The sequence below is a fragment of the Streptomyces sp. NPDC079167 genome, from assembly GCF_040686735.1.
Lineage (GTDB): Bacteria > Actinomycetota > Actinomycetes > Streptomycetales > Streptomycetaceae > Streptomyces.
Window position 1 is genome coordinate 265,162 of sequence record NZ_JBFBLO010000006.1, and the last position, 16,670, is coordinate 281,831.

14 protein-coding genes and 1 pseudogene are annotated in these 16,670 nt (G+C 70.9%); 11 read left to right on the plus strand and 4 right to left on the minus strand.

Annotation, left to right across the window (positions count from 1 at the left end; genetic code table 11):
* Positions 1–18: 18 nt before the first annotated feature.
* From AB0P41_RS15485 to AB0P41_RS15495, 3 genes are all read left to right on the plus strand, one after another.
* A complete protein-coding gene (locus tag AB0P41_RS15485; protein ID WP_356707953.1) occupies positions 19–951 on the plus strand; it encodes an ROK family protein in 933 nt (310 codons plus the stop codon).
* Complete coding sequence (nagA, locus tag AB0P41_RS15490) at positions 951–2,105, plus strand: N-acetylglucosamine-6-phosphate deacetylase (RefSeq protein ID WP_365932371.1); 1,155 nt, start codon at positions 951–953, stop codon at positions 2,103–2,105. The genes AB0P41_RS15485 and nagA overlap by 1 nt, the downstream gene beginning before the upstream one ends.
* Positions 2,106–2,266: 161 nt before the next feature.
* Positions 2,267–3,199: a 1-phosphofructokinase family hexose kinase gene (locus AB0P41_RS15495; RefSeq protein WP_356707955.1), complete on the plus strand. Its 933-nt coding sequence runs from the start codon at positions 2,267–2,269 to the stop codon at positions 3,197–3,199.
* 81 nt (positions 3,200–3,280) lie between these two features.
* Here AB0P41_RS15495 and AB0P41_RS15500 read toward each other — a convergent pair whose 3' ends face one another.
* On the minus strand, positions 3,281–4,258 hold the full coding sequence (locus AB0P41_RS15500) for a carbohydrate-binding protein (RefSeq protein ID WP_356707956.1): 978 nt from the start codon (positions 4,256–4,258) through the stop codon (positions 3,281–3,283).
* Positions 4,259–4,390: 132 nt separating this feature from the next.
* On the minus strand, positions 4,391–6,043 hold the full coding sequence (cdgB, locus tag AB0P41_RS15505; RefSeq protein ID WP_356707957.1) for a diguanylate cyclase CdgB: 1,653 nt from the start codon (positions 6,041–6,043) through the stop codon (positions 4,391–4,393).
* Positions 6,044–6,390: 347 nt separating this feature from the next.
* On the opposite strand from cdgB, the gene AB0P41_RS15510 reads away from it, so the two are divergent.
* On the plus strand, positions 6,391–6,897 hold the full coding sequence (locus tag AB0P41_RS15510; protein WP_356707958.1) for a flavin reductase family protein: 507 nt from the start codon (positions 6,391–6,393) through the stop codon (positions 6,895–6,897).
* Between the two features lie 24 nt (positions 6,898–6,921).
* Here the strand turns inward: AB0P41_RS15510 and arfB are convergent, their stop codons facing one another.
* Entirely contained in the window at positions 6,922–7,356 is a 435-nt protein-coding gene (gene arfB / locus AB0P41_RS15515) for an alternative ribosome rescue aminoacyl-tRNA hydrolase ArfB (RefSeq protein WP_069171362.1), read from the minus strand.
* 172 nt (positions 7,357–7,528) lie between these two features.
* Here arfB and AB0P41_RS15520 point away from each other — a divergent pair, with 172 nt between their 5' ends.
* The 5 genes and pseudogenes from AB0P41_RS15520 (at position 7,529) to AB0P41_RS15540 (ending at position 13,752) form a co-directional block, all read left to right on the plus strand.
* A complete protein-coding gene (locus AB0P41_RS15520; RefSeq protein WP_031093417.1) occupies positions 7,529–8,104 on the plus strand; it encodes a TerD family protein in 576 nt (191 codons plus the stop codon).
* 210 nt (positions 8,105–8,314) lie between these two features.
* Positions 8,315–9,892, plus strand: coding sequence for a M4 family metallopeptidase (locus tag AB0P41_RS15525; protein ID WP_365932375.1), 1,578 nt, complete (start codon positions 8,315–8,317; stop codon positions 9,890–9,892).
* 155 nt (positions 9,893–10,047) lie between these two features.
* Positions 10,048–10,495: pseudogene (locus tag AB0P41_RS15530) on the plus strand (hypothetical protein).
* Positions 10,496–10,533: 38 nt separating this feature from the next.
* Complete coding sequence (locus AB0P41_RS15535; protein ID WP_365932376.1) at positions 10,534–12,726, plus strand: hypothetical protein; 2,193 nt, start codon at positions 10,534–10,536, stop codon at positions 12,724–12,726.
* A 6-nt stretch (positions 12,727–12,732) separates the two neighbouring features.
* The gene (locus tag AB0P41_RS15540; protein WP_365932377.1) at positions 12,733–13,752 is read left to right on the plus strand and encodes a hypothetical protein; all 1,020 of its coding nucleotides are present in this window, start codon (positions 12,733–12,735) and stop codon (positions 13,750–13,752) included.
* A 38-nt stretch (positions 13,753–13,790) separates the two neighbouring features.
* On the opposite strand, the gene AB0P41_RS15545 is transcribed toward AB0P41_RS15540, so the two are convergent.
* The gene (locus AB0P41_RS15545) at positions 13,791–14,348 is read right to left on the minus strand and encodes a heme-binding protein (RefSeq protein ID WP_365932379.1); all 558 of its coding nucleotides are present in this window, start codon (positions 14,346–14,348) and stop codon (positions 13,791–13,793) included.
* A 256-nt stretch (positions 14,349–14,604) separates the two neighbouring features.
* Here AB0P41_RS15545 and AB0P41_RS15550 point away from each other — a divergent pair, with 256 nt between their 5' ends.
* Together AB0P41_RS15550 and AB0P41_RS15555 are read left to right on the plus strand one after the other, a co-directional pair.
* Entirely contained in the window at positions 14,605–15,924 is a 1,320-nt protein-coding gene (locus tag AB0P41_RS15550; protein ID WP_365932381.1) for a sensor histidine kinase, read from the plus strand.
* On the plus strand, positions 15,921–16,643 hold the full coding sequence (locus tag AB0P41_RS15555; protein ID WP_356707962.1) for a response regulator transcription factor: 723 nt from the start codon (positions 15,921–15,923) through the stop codon (positions 16,641–16,643). The genes AB0P41_RS15550 and AB0P41_RS15555 overlap by 4 nt, the downstream gene beginning before the upstream one ends.
* Positions 16,644–16,670: the final 27 nt, after the last annotated feature.

The following is a 16,670-nucleotide window of genomic DNA, read 5'->3' on the forward strand; positions in this document are numbered from 1 at the left end:
CGGGCGAAACTGTCTCCCGTGAGACACGTCATCGCCCTCGATGTGGGCGGCACAGGAATGAAGGCCGCTCTGGTCGGGGCCGACGGCACCCTGCTCCACGAGGCGCGCCGGGCCACCGGCAGGGACCGCGGTGCGGAAGCCGTCGTGGAGACGATCCTCGGCTTCGCAGAGGACCTCCGCGCGTACGGCACCGAGCACCTCGGCGAGAGCGCCGTCGCCGCCGGGGTCGCCGTGCCCGGCATCGTCGACGCGGAGCGCGGGATCGCCGTCTACTCCGCCAACCTGGGCTGGCGCGACCTACCCCTGCGCGAACTGCTCGGCGAGCGGCTCGGCGGCGTACCCGTCGCGCTCGGCCACGACGTGCGGACCGGCGGCCTCGCCGAAGGGCGGATCGGCGCCGGCCAGGGAGCGGACCGCTTCCTTTTCGTACCGCTGGGCACCGGGATCGCCGGCGCCATCGGCATAGCGGGCACCATCGAGGCGGGCGCCCACGGTTACGCGGGTGAGATCGGGCACATCGTGGTCCGCCCGGACGGGCCGGAGTGCGGCTGCGGCCAGCGCGGCTGCCTGGAGACCCTCGCCTCGGCCGCCGCCGTGTCCAGGGCCTGGGCCGCCGCGTCCGGGGACCCCGACGCGGACGCCGCGGACTGCGCGAAGGCCGTGGCCGCGGGCGACCCGGCGGCCCTGCGCGTGTGGCGGGACGCCGTCGACGCGCTGGCCGCGGGGCTGGTCACCGCGCTCACCCTGCTGGACCCCCGCACGCTCATCATCGGTGGCGGTCTTGCCGAGGCAGGGGAAACCTTGTTCACACCACTGCGTGCGGCTGTCGAGGAACGGGTCACGTTCCAGAAGCTGCCTCACATCGTCCCGGCGGCCCTCGGGGACACCGCCGGATGCCTGGGCGCAGGGCTGCTCGCCTGGGATCTACTCTCCACGGAGGTTTCCGCCTGATGGCCGGACGCGCAGACAGCACGGTTCTCGCAGGTGCCCGGGTGGTGCTTCCCACCGGCACCGTCGAGGACGGCCGGGTGATCGTCGAAGGCACCCGGATCGCCGGCAGCACGCGGGAGGACGCCCGGACCGTCGACCTCTCGGGCCACTGGGTGGTCCCCGGGTTCGTGGACATCCACAACCACGGCGGCGGCGGCGCGTCCTTCGCCACCGGCACCGCCGAGGACGCCCTGACCGCCGTGCGGGCGCACCGCGCGCACGGCACGACGACCGTCGTCGCCTCGACCGTCACCGGCGAGATGGACTTCCTGGCCCGGCAGGCCGGCATGCTCTCCGAGCTGGTCGAGCAGGGCGAGCTCGCCGGAATCCACTTCGAGGGCCCCTTCATCTCCCCGTGCCGCAAGGGCGCCCACAGTGAAGGCCTCCTGCGCGATCCCGACCCGGCGGAGGTGCGCAAGCTGCTCGACGCGGCGCGCGGGAGCGCCAGGATGGTCACCCTCGCCACCGAGCTCCCCGGCGGCATCGAGTCCGTACGGCTGCTCGCCGAGCACGGGGTGATCGCCGCCGTCGGCCACACGGACGCGACGTACGAGCAGACCGTCGAGGCGATCGACGCGGGCGCCACCGTCGCCACCCACCTCTTCAACGCGATGCCCGCCATAGGCCACCGCGCGCCCGGCCCCGTCGCGGCACTCCTGGAGGACGAGCGGGTCACCGTCGAGCTGATCAACGACGGCACGCATCTGCACCCCGCCGCCCTGGAGCTCGCCTACCACCACGCGGGCGCCGGCCGGGTCGCGCTGATCACCGACGCCATGGACGCGGCCGGCGGGGGCGACGGCTTCTACGAGCTCGGACCGCTCGCCGTCGAGGTCAAGGACGGTGTCGCACGCCTGGTGGAGGGCGGTTCGATCGCGGGCTCCACCCTCACCCTGGACACCGCCTTCCGCAGGGCCGTGACCGTCGACCGCATTCCCGTCGACGACGTCGTCCGGTCCATCTCCGCCAACCCGGCCAGACTCCTCGGCCTGTACGACAGGGTCGGCTCGCTCGACCCCGGCAAGGACGCCGACCTGGTGGTCCTGGACGCGGACTTCGCGGTCAAGGGCGTCATGCGCCGGGGCGAGTGGATCGTCGAGCCCCCGGCCGTCTGACGGCCGACCAGGGCCCACGGGCGGTTGAAAACGTAACGAAGCGACGGCGGTTGTCCCGGAAACCTGGGACGACCGTCGCCTCTTTGGCATGATCACCAGGGACGGCGCCGCAGGGAGACGGCGCGGGTACGGACGACCAGAGGAACCGGGGGCCGGTACAGGTGATACTGACCGTCACGCTGAACACGGCACTCGACCTGACCTACGCCGTCCCCGCACTCGTCCCGCACAGCAGCCACCGCGTCGACGAGGTGACCGAACGCCCCGGCGGCAAGGGTGTCAACGTGGCCCGGGTGCTCTCCGCCCTCGGCCACGACACCGTGGTGACCGGCTTCGCCGGAGGCGCCACCGGAGCGGTCCTCCGCGAACTCCTCGGCCGACTCCCCCACCGCCCCACCGACGCGCTCGTCACCGTCGCGGGGAACACCCGCCGCACCCTCGCCGTCGTCGACCGCTCCAGCGGTGACACCACCCAGCTCAACGAGCCGGGCCCGCACATCGGCGCCGCCGAGTGGACGGCCCTCCTCGGCACGTTCGGGGAGCTGCTCCCCGGGGCCGCGGCCGTCGCCCTCTGCGGCAGCCTGCCCCCCGGCGTCCACGTCGGCGCGTATGCCGAACTCGTACGGCTCGCCCGCGCGGCCGGCGTACCCGTGCTCCTGGACACCGACGGCGAACCCCTGCGCCGCGGCATCGCCGCCCGCCCCGACCTCGTCAAGCCGAACGCCGACGAGCTCGCCCGGCTCACCGGCGCCCGCGAACCCCTGCGCGCCACCCGCGACGCCCGCCGCCGGGGCGCACACAGCGTCGTCGCGTCGCTCGGCGCGGACGGACTCCTCGCCGTCACCCCCGACGGCGTCTGGCGCGCCGCACCGCCGTCCGCCGTGCGCGGCAACCCGACGGGCGCGGGCGACTCCGCCGTGGCCGGGCTGCTGTCCGCCCTCGCCGAAGGGCTCGGCTGGCGGGACCGGCTGACGCGCGCGGTGGCCCTGTCCACAGCGACCGTGCTGGCCCCGGCGGCCGGCGAGTTCGACCGTGCGGCCTACGAGGACCTGCTGACCCGCGTCACCGTCGAACAGCACGCACCGGCGGCCTGAACGGCCCCCGGAACGACCGCGTCCCGGCTCGCGCTGGGCGAGGACCGGGACGACGGTGGTGCGGACTTCCTGAGCGGCGGATCAGTTCTGGACGTGACCCGACTTCAGCGACAGCTGGTCGAGATTGGCGTCACACGAGTCGCCCTCGTTGCACGACAGCATCAGCGTGTTCGACCCCTTGTCGAGCTGCACGTACGCGTACGTGTTCGTCCAGCCCTTCTCCAGGTCACCCTCCGCGGCGTTCGCGAAGTTCTTCATGTTGATCGAGCGCGGGTCCTCGTCGTTGACCGTGAGGGACGTCTTGGCGTCCTTGCCCGGCACCCCGTACGTCACGTACAGCGTGTACGGGCCGCTCTCCGGCACATCGACGGTCCAGGTCGCCGACCGGCCGACCTCGTTGAGGCTGATGTACTGGCCGTTGGCGCTCTTCGCGCCCTTGACGCTGTTGTCCAGGGACGCCGTACCGCCGAGCGTCAGCGTCGCCGCGTCCTGCTCCGGCAGATCGACCGGCTCCTGGGACTTCGTCGGCGAGGACTTCTCGGGCTTCGGGGACTCCTGGACCTCGTCGGCCGGACCCGCCGACGACCCGGCCTCGGCCTTCTTGCCGTCGCTGTCGTCGTCCGTCATCAGCGCCGCGCCGATGCCGATGAGCACGACCGCGACCACCGCGACGGCCGCGATCAGCAGCGCCTTGGTGTTGGGACCCCCACGGCCGGGGCCGGCGTTCCTGCCGTCGCCGGGGTGCTGGGGCGCACCGCCGGGGTAGGTCTCCGGCGCCGCGTACTGCGGGTTCGGCTGGCCGTACTGGGGCTGACCGTACTGCGGCGGAGGCTGCTGGCCGTACGCATGCTGCGGCGGTACCTGCCCGTACTGGCGCTCACCGACCGTCCGCACCTGGTTGTACGACGTTCTGGGCACGCCGGGCTGCGCGGCCGGACCCGGGTAGCCGTATCCACCCTGCCCGGGCGGCTGTGCGCCTGCCGCCCGCCCGTCCTCGTACAGATAGCCGAACGGATCGTCGTCCTCGGGCTTGCTCGCGCCGTTGTTTCCGGCCGTCATCCCTGGGTCACTCCTCACCATGTCGCCAGCCGTCGCCGACCGGCCGAGCCTACCCCGAACGGAGCACGCGTCGAATTGCTCTCGGCCCCCCGGAAAACCGGGCGGTGTACGGGGACAGCCAGGGCGTGAACGTCAGCCGGCTCTGCGGTGAACCTTCGACCGGGACCGCTTTTCCACATACATCCGCTGGTCGGCGGAGTGCAGGACCTCTTCCTCGGTCATGCCGCACTCGGCCCAGCCGATACCGAAACTCGCCCCGACCCTGACTGCCCGGCCGTCCACCCGGATGGGCGGAATGATGGCGTTACGCAAGCGTACGGCCAGATCTGCGGCATCTGCGGCCCCGAGGCCGTCCGCGAGGACGACGAATTCGTCACCCCCGAGCCGCGCGACCGTGTCACCGTCCCGTACGCAGGTCGTGAGCCGCCGGGCGACCTCGATGAGAACCGCGTCACCCGCGTGATGCCCGAAGCGGTCGTTGATGGACTTGAAGCCGTCCAGGTCGCAGAAGAGCACCGCGAGCCCCTTGGTGCCGTCGTCGCGGTCCGCGTCGGGCGCCACGATGTGCACGTGGTGGTCGTAGGGGCCGACGCCCGGGGCGGCCTCCCCCTCGTAACCGTCCGCCCGGTAGGCGTGCGCCGGGCTCTCGACGTCGCCGTAGGCCGCGTCCAGCGCCTCGATCGCGCTGGAGGTGACCGAGTGAGGCCTCTCACACAGCCGCGCGCCGAGCCGGGAGCGCAGCTCGGCACTGTTGGGCAGACCGGTGAGCGCGTCGTGCGAGGCGCGGTGCGCGAGATTCAGCTCGTTGCGCTTGCGCTCCTCGATGTCCTCGACGTGCGTGAGCAGGAAGCGCGGGCCGTCGGTGGTGTCGGCGACGACGGAGTTGCGCAGCGAGACCCAGAGGTACGTGCCGTCCCTGCGCCCGAGCCGCAGCTCCGCCCGCCCGCCCTCGGCGGACGTGCGGAGCAGGGTGCCGATGTCCTCGGGGTGGACCAGGTCGGCGAAGGAGTAGCGGCGCAGGACGGACGCGGGGCGTCCCAGGAGCCGGCAGAGCGCGTCGTTGGTGCGCAGCAGCCTGCCGTGCTGGTCCCCGCCCATCTCGGCGATGGCCATGCCGCTGGGGGCGTACTCGAACGCCTGGCGGAAGGATTCCTCACTGGCGCGCAGTGCCTGCTGTTCGCGCTCGAGCCTGACCAGGGCGCGCTGCATGTTTGCTCTGAGGCGAGCGTTACTGATCGCAATGGCCGCCTGGGAGGCGTACATCTGGAGGGCCTCACGGCCCCAGGCGCCGGGGCGGCGGCCGTTGCGCGGCCTGTCGACCGAGATGACGCCCAGGAGGTCCAGACCTCCGCCGGAGGCGTACATGGGGGCGTAGAGGCGGTCCAGGGGGTGCCACTCGTCCTCGAAGCGGGGCTCGGGCCCCTCGGTGTGCCACTGCGGTACGTCGTCGTCGAGGAGCACCCAGCCCTCGGTGTGGGGTATGAACCGGAGCTCGTCCCAGGCCTCGCCCATCGACAGCCGGCGCTCCCAGGACTCACGGGAGCCGACACGGCCGGTGATCAGGGATTCCGCGGCACTGTTGCCGGCGAACGCGGCGACCACGAGATCACCGTCGGGGCGGACGAGGTTCACACACCCCAGCTCGTAACCGAGCCCGGTGACGATGCCGTCGGCCACGGACTGCAGCGTGTCCGCCAGGCTCCGCGCCGTGTTGAGATCAGCGACGGCCTGGTGCAACTGCCGCATGGTCGCAAGGCGGACGTACGGCTCCGACTCGGCCTCCATTGCTCGCACTCCCTGAGACCTCGACAGCAACTCCAGGTTTCATATCGACGTACTTGTTGCACTGTCACGGCCACTGAATCACAGTGAGCTGTGCACCCGGTACACAGGGTCAACAAATATTGCTCTCTGTGACTCAAGTCACAACAGATCGTAAAGGCTGTCCGGGGCTCTTCCGAGGACTCCCTCTATTTACCGAACGCAAATCGGAGCGCCCGGGACGGTGGTCCTAGGACCCGGCTGGTCCCCTGGCCCGATGCGACGGGGCGTACCGCGGCACTAGCGTGCCCCGTGTGCTGCAGAAGACTCCCCCCGCCCCGCGCCCCGAAGCCGTCCCCCATGCTGAAGGGGTGAGCAACGACGAATTCCGCGCCGCCCTGTCCAGACTCGCCGCCGGGGTGGTGTTGGTCACCGCGCAGGAACCGCCGCTGGACGAGGACGGCCGGGGCGAGGACGTCGGGATGACGGCGACCGCCTTCATGTCGGTGTCCCTGGACCCGCCGCTGGTCATGGTGAGCCTGCGCAACGACTCACGGATGGACGACCTGCTGGCCGAGCAGGAGCTGTGGGCGGTGTCGGTGCTCGCCGGGAGCCAGGGGAGCGTCGCCGGGCGGTTCGCCATGAAGGGGCGGATCAGCGACCGGCTGCTCTTCGAGACCATCCCCTGCATACGCGGCGAGGTCACGGGGGCGTTCCTGGTGGAGGGCGCACTGGCCACCCTGGAGTGCCGCACGGAGCAGCGCGTCCCGGCCGGGGATCACACGCTGGTGATCGGCAGGGTGCTGACGGCTTCGCTGCCGAGCCCGGACGGAGAGCCGCTGACCTACTTCAAGGGCCGCTACCGGCAGCTGGGCTGACCGGTAAGCCCTTCACGGGGGCCCTCACCAGTCGCGGCCGGAGCGCCCGCGCTTCGTGTCGCCCCGCTGCTTCTTCTCGCGCAGCCTGCGCTCGTTGATGCCACGCGGGATCTTCTTCTTGAGGCGCGGCTTGGGCGGCGGGGCCGTGGCCTCCGCCAGCAGCGCCGCGAGCCGCACGGCGGCCGTCTCACGGTTGCGCCACTGGGAGCGGTGCTCCGAGGCGCGTACGGACACGACACCGCCGACCAGCCGGCCCGCCAGCCGTTCGAGCGCCCGGGCCTTCCACACCTCGGGAAGGGCCTCGGTCGCCGCGAGGTCGAAGCGGAGCTCCACCTGCGAGTCGCTCGTGTTGACGTGCTGCCCGCCGGGCCCGGAGGACCGCGAGAAACGCCACATGAGTTCGGCCTCCGGAAGGGAGACCGAACCGCGGATGACATAGGGCCCGGACATGACACCCATGTTCCCTGGCGCCCGACCGGTTCGTCACCTTGTTTTGCGAGCGTTCGGCCAGAAGTTCGGCAAAGAAAGTAAAGGGAACAGGAACCTCGTGGTCTCTTGTCTGCGTTAGGACGGGTGACGGTAGCTTTCGTGATGGCACGAAGCCCGCACACGACGAGGAAAGGGACTTCCCATGGCTGTAAGCCTGTCCAAGGGCGGCAACGTCTCGCTCACCAAGGAGGCCCCGGGCCTGACCGCCGTCACGGTCGGCCTCGGCTGGGACGTCCGCACCACCACCGGCACCGACTTCGACCTCGACGCCTCGGCGATCGCGGTCAACACCGCCGGCAAGGTCTACTCCGACGGCCACTTCGTCTTCTTCAACAACAAGGCGACGCCGGACCAGACCATCGTCCACACCGGTGACAACGTCACGGGCCAGGGCGAGGGCGACGACGAGCAGATCAACGTCAACCTCGCGGGCCTCCCGGCGGACATCGACAAGATCGTCTTCCCGGTCTCCATCTACGACGCCGAGGCCCGCAGCCAGAACTTCGGCCAGGTGCGGAACGCCTTCATCCGCATCATCAACCAGGCCGGCGGCACCGAGATCGCCCGCTACGACCTGAGCGAGGACGCCGCCACCGAGACCGCCATGGTCTTCGGCGAGCTCTACCGCAACGGCGCCGAGTGGAAGTTCCGCGCCGTGGGCCAGGGCTACGCCTCGGGCCTGCGCGGCATCGCCCAGGACTTCGGCGTCAACCTCTGACGCGAACGCCTTCCCCACGGGAGCCCTCGCCCGACCCAGGTCGGCCGGGGGCTCCCGTGCGTCCGCTTCATATAGCGGACGCGAATGAACCTCAGTCGGACAAGAACTGGTCAAAAACTTGTGAGGTAATTGTCGGCGCCCCGTCAAAACTGTTCACTCGGTGGCACGCTCTCCGCTCGTACCCCCCACAGGACGAGCAACGGAGAAGGCATGACCCCCCACATGAACACCCGTCGCGCCGCCGCCCTGGCCGCAGTTGCCGCGATGGTCGTCGTCGGCGTCCAGACCGGCACGGCAACGGCCGGTTCCCGCACGGCGGATGACACCGCCTCTCCCGCCGGCGCCACCGCGCTCGGTGTGAACACCGCCGGCCCCCGCGCCACCGCCCTCCGCGCCGCCCAGGCCGACGCGTCGTCGGCTGCCGAGGCCCTCGGACTCGGCAGCCAGGAGAAACTGATCGCCCGTGACGTGATCAAGGACGCCCACGGCACCGTCCACACCCGCTACGAGCGCACCTACGCCGGACTGCCGGTCCTCGGCGGCGACCTCGTCACCCACACCGCCGCTGACGGCACCTCCAAGGGCGTCGACAAGGCCACCGAGGCCCGCATCACCGTGCCTTCGACCCAGCCGGAGCTGAAGGCCGCGGCCGGCGCGCGCACGGTCGTCTGGGCGGGCAGCGGCAAGCCCGCCCTCGCCTTCGAGGCCGTCAGGAGCGGCGTCCAGAAGGACGGCACCCCCAGCCGGCTCCACATCATCACCGACGCCACGACCGGCAAGCGCCTGCACAGCTACGAGGCCGTCGAGACCGGCACAGGGAACAGCCAGTACAGCGGGGAGGTCACGCTCTCGACCACCCAGGGCGGTTCGGGCTTCGAGCTCACCGACGGCGACCGGGGCGGCCACAAGACGTACGACCTGGGCCAGAGCGAGACCGGCACCGGCACCCTCGTCACCGACGACGACGACACCTGGGGCGACGGCACCGGGAACGACCGCCAGACCGCGGCGGTCGACGCCCACTACGGCGCCGCCACGACCTGGGACTTCTACAAGTCCGAGCTCGGCCGCGACGGCATAGCCGGGGACGGCCGGGCGGCGTACTCCCGCGTCCACTTCAGCACCGGCTACGTCAACGCCTTCTGGGACGACAGCTGCTTCTGCATGACGTACGGCGACGGAGCCGACGACAAGAGCGCGCTCACCGCGATCGACGTCGCCGGCCACGAGATGAGCCACGGCCTGACCTCGGCCACCGCCAACCTGGACTACGCGGGCGAGTCCGGGGGCCTCAACGAGGCGACCAGCGACATATTCGGCACGTCCGTGGAGTTCTTCGCCGACAACGCCACCGACCCCGGTGACTACCTCATCGGCGAGAAGATCGACATCAACGGCGACGGGACGCCCCTGCGCTACATGGACAAGCCGAGCAAGGACGGCGGCTCGGCGGACTACTGGGACTCCGGCGTCGGCGACCTCGACGTGCACTACTCCTCCGGTGTCGCCAACCACTTCTTCTACCTGCTGGCCGAAGGCAGCGGCGCCAAGACCATCGACGGCGTCGACTACGACTCCCCGACCGCCGACGGCTCCACGGTCACGGGCATCGGCCGCCAGAAGGCCTACCAGATCTGGTACAAGGCGCTCTCCGTCTACATGACGTCGAGCACCGACTACGCCGGAGCCCGCGAGGCGACCGAGGAGGCGGCCACCGACCTGTTCGGCGCCGACAGCGCCGAACTGACGGCCGTCCAGGCAGCCTGGACCGGCGTCAACGTCAAGTAACCGGAGCACCGCCGTGAGCCGGTCGGCCTGTGGCCGGCCGGCTTCCGCCGTCGAGCCCGAACACATCACCGCCACGCTCGTGCTTGTATGTTGATATACAAATTGTGGTCAACGGTGAACACAGAGCACGACCAGGTGGCGGGGGCCGGGATTCCATGGCATGGGACGAGTGGGAACAGATCAAGTCCGATCAGCGTGCGGGCTCATCGACCGGTATGCAGTTGAACCAACTGCCGGCCGACCCAGGCGGACCCCCTATACGGTCCCTTCGCCCCCTCCTTCGCGTCCTCACCCGCCCAGAAGAAGGCCGCCGCCGACGCGATCGACGACCACATCCTCGGCGACACGCGTGCCGCGGGTAAGTTCGCCGACGAGGCCAACAGTGCGGCGGCCAAGGCGTTCGGGCCCAAGGACGCCGACGGCTGGGACACGGCGAGCGCGCTGAAGACGGCGGACAAGGCCTGGGACGACTCGGTCCGGGTGCTCTGCAACCGGCTTGCGTCGGAGAGCACCTCCTTGCGCGAGACCCGCCTCCTGTTCCAGTCCAACGATCTCGGCACGGGTACACAACTCATCGGACCGTCGAAGCTCAACGGTCTCTGAGAGGCAAGCGACACACCATGCCGAGCTACCACGAAGTCATGACGACGGACCTGTCCGCGCTGACCACTGCCGCCGATAAGTGGGAGTCGATGGCGGGGGAACTGTCCAAGGTCGAAACCGCCTACAGGCGCGACGTGCACGGCATCAGCCTCGGCCCGGCCTGGGTGGGCCAGAGCGCCGAGGCAGCCAACCGCCGCTTCGACGTCACCCTCAAGGAGTACTCGGGGGCCCAGACCGAGGCGAAGGCCATCGCCTCGCTGATCAGGGACGCACACACCCAGTTCGTCGAACTGCGGGGCAAGGTGAAGGCAGCCGTCAACGAGGCCGTCGCCGCCAAGATGACCGTCTCCGACCAGGGCCAGTGCCGCCTGGACTTCAGCAAGCTGACGGAAAGTGAGCGCTTCTCCGCCCACCACGATCCCGATCTGCGGACCACCGAGCAATCGTGGACCGACCACATCGCCAAGGCCGTCCAGGCGGTCGCCGACGCCGACGCCGGATTCGCCGTGGCCATGAAGGCCGTGACCAAGGACAGCGACGACCGGGACGGCACCGAGGGCGGCTTCAACCACAAGGCCACCGGCGACATCGAGGGCTACGAGGCGAAGGCCGCCGCCGTGACCGCGATGAAGCTCAACTCGGGCGAGAACGTGTCCGCCGCGGAACTGGCCGGCCTGGAACGCTCGCTGCGCGACAACAGCGGGAACAAGGAGTTCAGCCAGCCCTTCCTCGCGAAGATCGGCGCGGACGGCACGATCAAGCTCGGCAACAAGCTGTTCGACATGGCGGAGAGCGACAAGAGCAGCCGGACCCAGCTGCTCGGGATGCAGCGCGAGCTCGCCAACTCCATCGCGAACGCCACCACGAACCCTGAGGGCGCCAAGGAGCGTGCCTTCTACGAGGACTTCACCAAGGACCTCAAGGAGAACGGCACCAAGAACTTCGGTGAGTCGAACAACCCGATCAAGGGCTACTCGGGATTCGTCGCCATGATGAACATGGCCGACGAGAAGTTCGACCCCGACTTCATGACGCAGCTGGGCGACGACATGATCGCCGCCGAGAGGAAGGACAAGGGGCTCTTCGTCCAGATCGGCGCCGGCCACGACGGCATCCGGGCCGACGCCATCGACAACCTCCTCGGCATCATGAGCCGCGACCCCGACACCGCGACCGCATTCCTCGACCCCGGCCCGGACCCGGCCAAGGGAAACGGCAGGCTGGAATACCTCACCGGCCACGGCGAGGACGCCCGCGAGTGGCCCAAGCTTCTGCTCTCCATGTATCCCGAGGTCGAGGTCGAGGATCCGTACGGGCACGTCGGGATCGGCGCCGCCCTGGAAGCCGCCACCACCGGCCACCCCCCGCTGGCCGAGGGCGAGTCCAACGGCCGTCCCGGCCCGCACAGCCCCGCCCAGGCCCGGGTCATGCAGAACACGATCGAGTTCCTCGACTCCGGGGCCTCCGGCACCGACGTCCCGAAGAACATGCATCAGAACCTCGCGAACGCCCTGGCGGACTACGCGGCGGACAACCACAACATCCTCGCCGAGAACGACAGCCGGCGGTACGGCAGCCCGGAAGGGCTGGACGGCGTCTGGCAGGACGGCTCCGACGCAGGTATCACCGTGGGCAAGGACTCGCTCATGCGGGTCATGCGCGGTGTAACCGAGGAGGCCGACACCGCCGATCTCCTCTACTCCACCCAGCGCGACTACGCAATGGAACAGCTGGGGAACGCACCGGCCCAAGGCGGTGAGGGCCAACTGCGCTGGATCAACCCCGCCAGCGACCTCGGCCAGGTCATGGGAGCGATGAACTCCATAGGGTCCGACGTGATCCTCGACCAGCGCGACGGCAAGATCGCCGAGACCAACGACCAGGCCCGGTACGCCTACCACACCATCGGCGCTCCGATCACAGGTCTGCCGGTCTTCGGTGACACGGCCCAGCGCCTCGTCGACGCGGCCACGTACGAGTGGTCCAAGGACGTCATCGACTCGGCGAACTCGGCGGCCCAGGAGAAGAACTCCGAGCACTACAGCTCAGGCATCGGCGGTACGTACAGTCTCATCGACGCCTGGGCGGTGGAGCGCGGCGTGGACGTCGACGACCGCACCAACAGCAAGAACGACCCGCACCGGGATGCTTGGCAGGCCATGCGTGACGAAGCCAAGCAGTCCTACTCGGGATCGCGCGGCGACGCCGCTGTCTACCTCGGACGGGATTGAGCACCAGTGAGCACGGAAGCACCCCGCAAGCGCCGCAGAACGTGGCTGGTCACGGCTGCCGTCTGCGCACTGGCCGTGGTGGCGGGTGGGACGGTGGCGACCAACACCAACGTCCTGGGGCCCCATGACCTGTGCGACGGCCGGCTGAGCAGCGAGGACGCCGGGAAGAGCCTCGACGGCTTCGGCCGGGTGACCGGAAAGGTCAACCATGCCGACGGCTGCTTCGTGGAACAGTCCGGCTGGCTGCCGGGCGCCAAGGACGCGCAGGTACGCCTTGAGCCCATGTCCGTCAACGCCGTCGATCCCTTCGGCCGAAGCGGGTGGGGTATATCCGGTGCCCAGAACATCCTGCCCGGCGCCCTGCCCGGCGCCTTCGATCAGCACGGCAACGGCTGGGTGTCCCTTCCCTCCGACTGCACGTCCATAGCCGCCGGAACCGCACAGGGATCCCGTACGGTCCTGCACGTCAACGTCGAACAGGGTGACGTGGACCCGGCGGAGCTTGCCCGGCTGGCACAGGGAGCCGCCCGTGAGCTCGCCGCCGGCCATGACTGCGCACCGGCCGTTTCGGAGCCCGAGAACGCCGGGACGGACCTCCTCGAAGCGTCCGCGGTCACCAGGAGTGACCCTGCCGAGGTATGCGGCCTGACCGGCTTCACCCTCGCCGCCCCGGCTCCTGCGGGCAGCCCCCTCAAGGAGCAGACCTCGGGCTCCCGCGACGACGCCTGGTTCTGCGACCTCTCCCTCGAACAGCCCACCACAGGCCTGGCCAGGGACAAGGAACACGGAGCCTTCGCCCGCCTCGCGATCATCAAGAACCCCGCACTGCTGCCCAGCGCGAAAGAGGGGAAATTCGAGCATGCCGTCTGCGGCGGCAAGGAAACCTACTTCGCGACAGACAGCCTCACCTTCGTATGGGCCTCCCCGGAGACCCCGGAGGAACGCGCCGCAGCCTCCTTCTTTCCGAAGTCCGACGTATGGGACCGCTTCACCGCCGCCGCCCGCAAAGCACTCGCCTGCGACTGATCCGGAAGCCGCCTCACCCGTCGTCGGCCGAGCGGCCTCTACCTGGAGACGGCGGCGACGCCCGCAGCCGCGAACTTCTCGTCCAGGTCGCCGCTCGGGGCTCCCGCTACGCCGATGCCCGCCACCGGAGCGCCCTTGGCCTGCACGGGTGCGCCGCCCGCCAGGAACAGGGTGCCGGGGATGTCCTTCAGGTTCGGGGCCTGCGCCAGGCGCTTGACCAGCTCGGAGGTGGGCGCGTTCCAGGACACGGCGGTGTACGCCTTCTTCACGGCCGACTCGGGGGACTGCGGGCCCGCACCGTCGCCGCGCAGGGTGACGAGGGTGTTGCCGTTACGGTCGACGACGGCCACCGAGATCCGCTGGTTCTCCTTCTTCGCGGCGTCCAGAGCGGCCTGCGCGGCCTTGGTGGCGGCGGCGACGGTCAGGTGGGTGGACCGCTGGAGGTTCCGGTCGGAGGCGTCGGCCTTCACGGTGGTGGCGGGCGCGGCGGCCGGGGTGGACGCGTTCGCGGACATCGCGCCGAAGGTCCCGGCGCCCAGGGCGGCTGCGGCGACGGCACCGGTCAGGACTCGGGTGCGCAGCGACATCTTCTTCATGGTGGGTCTCCTCAGGTGATTGCGGCCCGGCCTCGGACCGTCCGGCTTCCTGCTATCGATCCTCCGGCCGCATCCGGACCCGCGAGGTCGGCGTACCGGCTGGAAGCCGCGCCCGGGTCGGCTGACCGCCCCGTCAGCCGATCGGTTGATGCGGAGGCGGCCCCGTGGGGCGACCATGGGGTGTCCGCGCAGGTCAACCGCGCGGTGCTGAGGGCTGGGGCAGCGCAGATCACGGTCGAGGGAGCGCGGGTACGAGGTGCGGCGGAACGGAAGCGGCCCGGACACGGAGCGGTCGGCAGCGCCGGACACGGCGGGTGACCCGGACGCCCGGTGGATGGCACTCCTCATGCACGCCGCGTTCTTCCTGCTGCTCGGCGCCTCCCTCGCGCGCTTCCTGATGCGCCACCCCGGCGAGACCCGCACCCCCTGGATCATCGCCCTGTCGGCCGTGCTCGCCCTGCTGTACCTCGTCGGCCCTGTGCTCGGCTCCCGTCCCACCCCCCGACGGCTGACCTGGCTCGGCGTCCTCGTCGTGGTGTGGATGGTCCTGGTCGTCCTCGCCCCGAGCTTCGCGTGGTGCGCCGTCCCGCTCTTCTACACGGGCCTGCGGATCCTGCCGCCGCGCGCCGCCCTGGCACTCGTCGCCCTGCTCACCGTCTTCGTGGTCGCCGCCCAGCTGCGGCTCGCCACGGGCTTCGACCCCAATCTCGTCCTGGCCCCGCCCGCGGTCGCCGCCGTCGCCACCGCCGTCTTCGTCCACATGCGGCGCCAGGCCGTACGCCAGCGCGACCTTGCCGCACGGCAGCGCGAACTGATCGACGACCTGCTGCGCACCCGGCGGGAACTGGCCGCCACCGAACGCCGGGAAGGCACCCTCGCCGAACGCCAGCGGCTGTCCATGGAGATCCACGACACCCTCGCCCAGGGCCTCTCCAGCCAGCAGATGCTGCTCCAGGCCGCCGATCGCTCCTGGGACACCGACCCGGCCGCCGCCCGCCGCCACGTCCTGACGGCGACGGGCATCGCCGAGCGCAACCTCGCCGAGGCACGCCGCTTCGTCCACGACCTCGCCCCGGCCGACCTCGCGGAGGGCGGCGGACTGGAGGCGGCGCTGCACGCGCTCGCCGCCCGGGAGACCGCCCAGGCCGGAGGCCGCCTCACCGTCCGCTGCCATGTCGAGGGCGTGCCGGCCGCCGCGCTGCCCGACCGGGTGCAGTCGGCGCTGCTGCGGATCGCGCAGGGCGCCCTCGCGAACGTCACCGAGCACGCCGAGGCCACCGTCGCCGCGCTGACCCTGACCCACCTCGGTGACCGGGTCGCCCTGGACGTCGCCGACAACGGCCGGGGCTTCAGTCCCGGCCGGGCGGTTCCCCGCCCGCCCGAAGGCGTACGCGGCCACGGGCTGCCGGCGATGCGTGCCCGGGTCCAGCAGCTCGGCGGCACCCTGGCCGTCGAATCGGCGCCCGGCGAGGGCACCGTCCTGTCCGCCGCCGTGCCGCTGCCCCAGACCGCCCCACCTGACCCGCCTGCACCGCCTGCCCCGCCTGCCCCGTCGGCCCCGGAGGAACGCGCATGACCCCGCCCGCACGGCCCGTACGGATCCTGCTCTGCGACGACCACGCCGTCGTACGGGCCGGGCTGCTCGCACTCCTCGGCGGCGAACCCGACATCGAGGTCGTGGGCGAGGCCGGCAGCGGCGAGGAGGCCGTCGCCCTGGCCGCCCGGCTCAGCCCCGACGTCGTCCTCATGGACCTCCAGCTGGGCCCCGGGATCGACGGCGTCGAAGCCACCCGCCGCATCACCACCGGAACCGGAGCCCGAACCGGAACGGAAGCCCGAACCGGATCCGGAGCAGGCACCGGCACCGGCACAGGAACCGGAACCGGACCGGGCACCGGAACCGCCAACGTGCTCGTCCTCACCACGTACGACACCGACGCCGACATCACCCGTGCCATCGAGGCCGGGGCCACCGGTTACCTCCTGAAGGCCGAACGCCCGGAGGAGCTCTTCGCCGCGATCCGCGCCGCCGCGCAGGGCCGCACGACGCTCTCCCCGCCGGTCGCCAGCCGGGTCATGGCCCGGATGCGCAGCCCCCGGCCCACCCTCACCGAACGCGAACTCGACATCCTCGGCCAGCTCTCCCAGGGCCTCGGCAACCGTGACATCGCGCGGGCCCTCTTCATCAGCGAGGCCACCGTCAAGACCCACCTGGGCCGGATCTACGAGAAGCTCGGCGTGGACACCAGGGCCGGGGCGGTCGCCGTCGCCAACGAACAACGTCTGCTCCCGTGAGCCCCCGCCGGCGAGCGGCGCGGGGCG

What these genes read in the sequence shown, in the direction of transcription:
- nagA (WP_365932371.1), top strand. Translation starts at nt 951, where the DNA reads ATGGCCGGACGCGCAGACAGCACGGTTCTCGCAGGTGCCCGGGTGGTG.
- AB0P41_RS15500 (WP_356707956.1), bottom strand. Translation starts at nt 4,258, where the DNA reads ATGACGGCCGGAAACAACGGCGCGAGCAAGCCCGAGGACGACGATCCG.
- cdgB (WP_356707957.1), bottom strand. Translation starts at nt 6,043, where the DNA reads ATGGAGGCCGAGTCGGAGCCGTACGTCCGCCTTGCGACCATGCGGCAG.
- arfB (WP_069171362.1), bottom strand. Translation starts at nt 7,356, where the DNA reads ATGGGTGTCATGTCCGGGCCCTATGTCATCCGCGGTTCGGTCTCCCTT.
- AB0P41_RS15520 (WP_031093417.1), top strand. Translation starts at nt 7,529, where the DNA reads ATGGCTGTAAGCCTGTCCAAGGGCGGCAACGTCTCGCTCACCAAGGAG.
- AB0P41_RS15525 (WP_365932375.1), top strand. Translation starts at nt 8,315, where the DNA reads ATGACCCCCCACATGAACACCCGTCGCGCCGCCGCCCTGGCCGCAGTT.
- AB0P41_RS15535 (WP_365932376.1), top strand. Translation starts at nt 10,534, where the DNA reads ATGACGACGGACCTGTCCGCGCTGACCACTGCCGCCGATAAGTGGGAG.
- AB0P41_RS15545 (WP_365932379.1), bottom strand. Translation starts at nt 14,348, where the DNA reads ATGAAGAAGATGTCGCTGCGCACCCGAGTCCTGACCGGTGCCGTCGCC.
- AB0P41_RS15555 (WP_356707962.1), top strand. Translation starts at nt 15,921, where the DNA reads ATGACCCCGCCCGCACGGCCCGTACGGATCCTGCTCTGCGACGACCAC.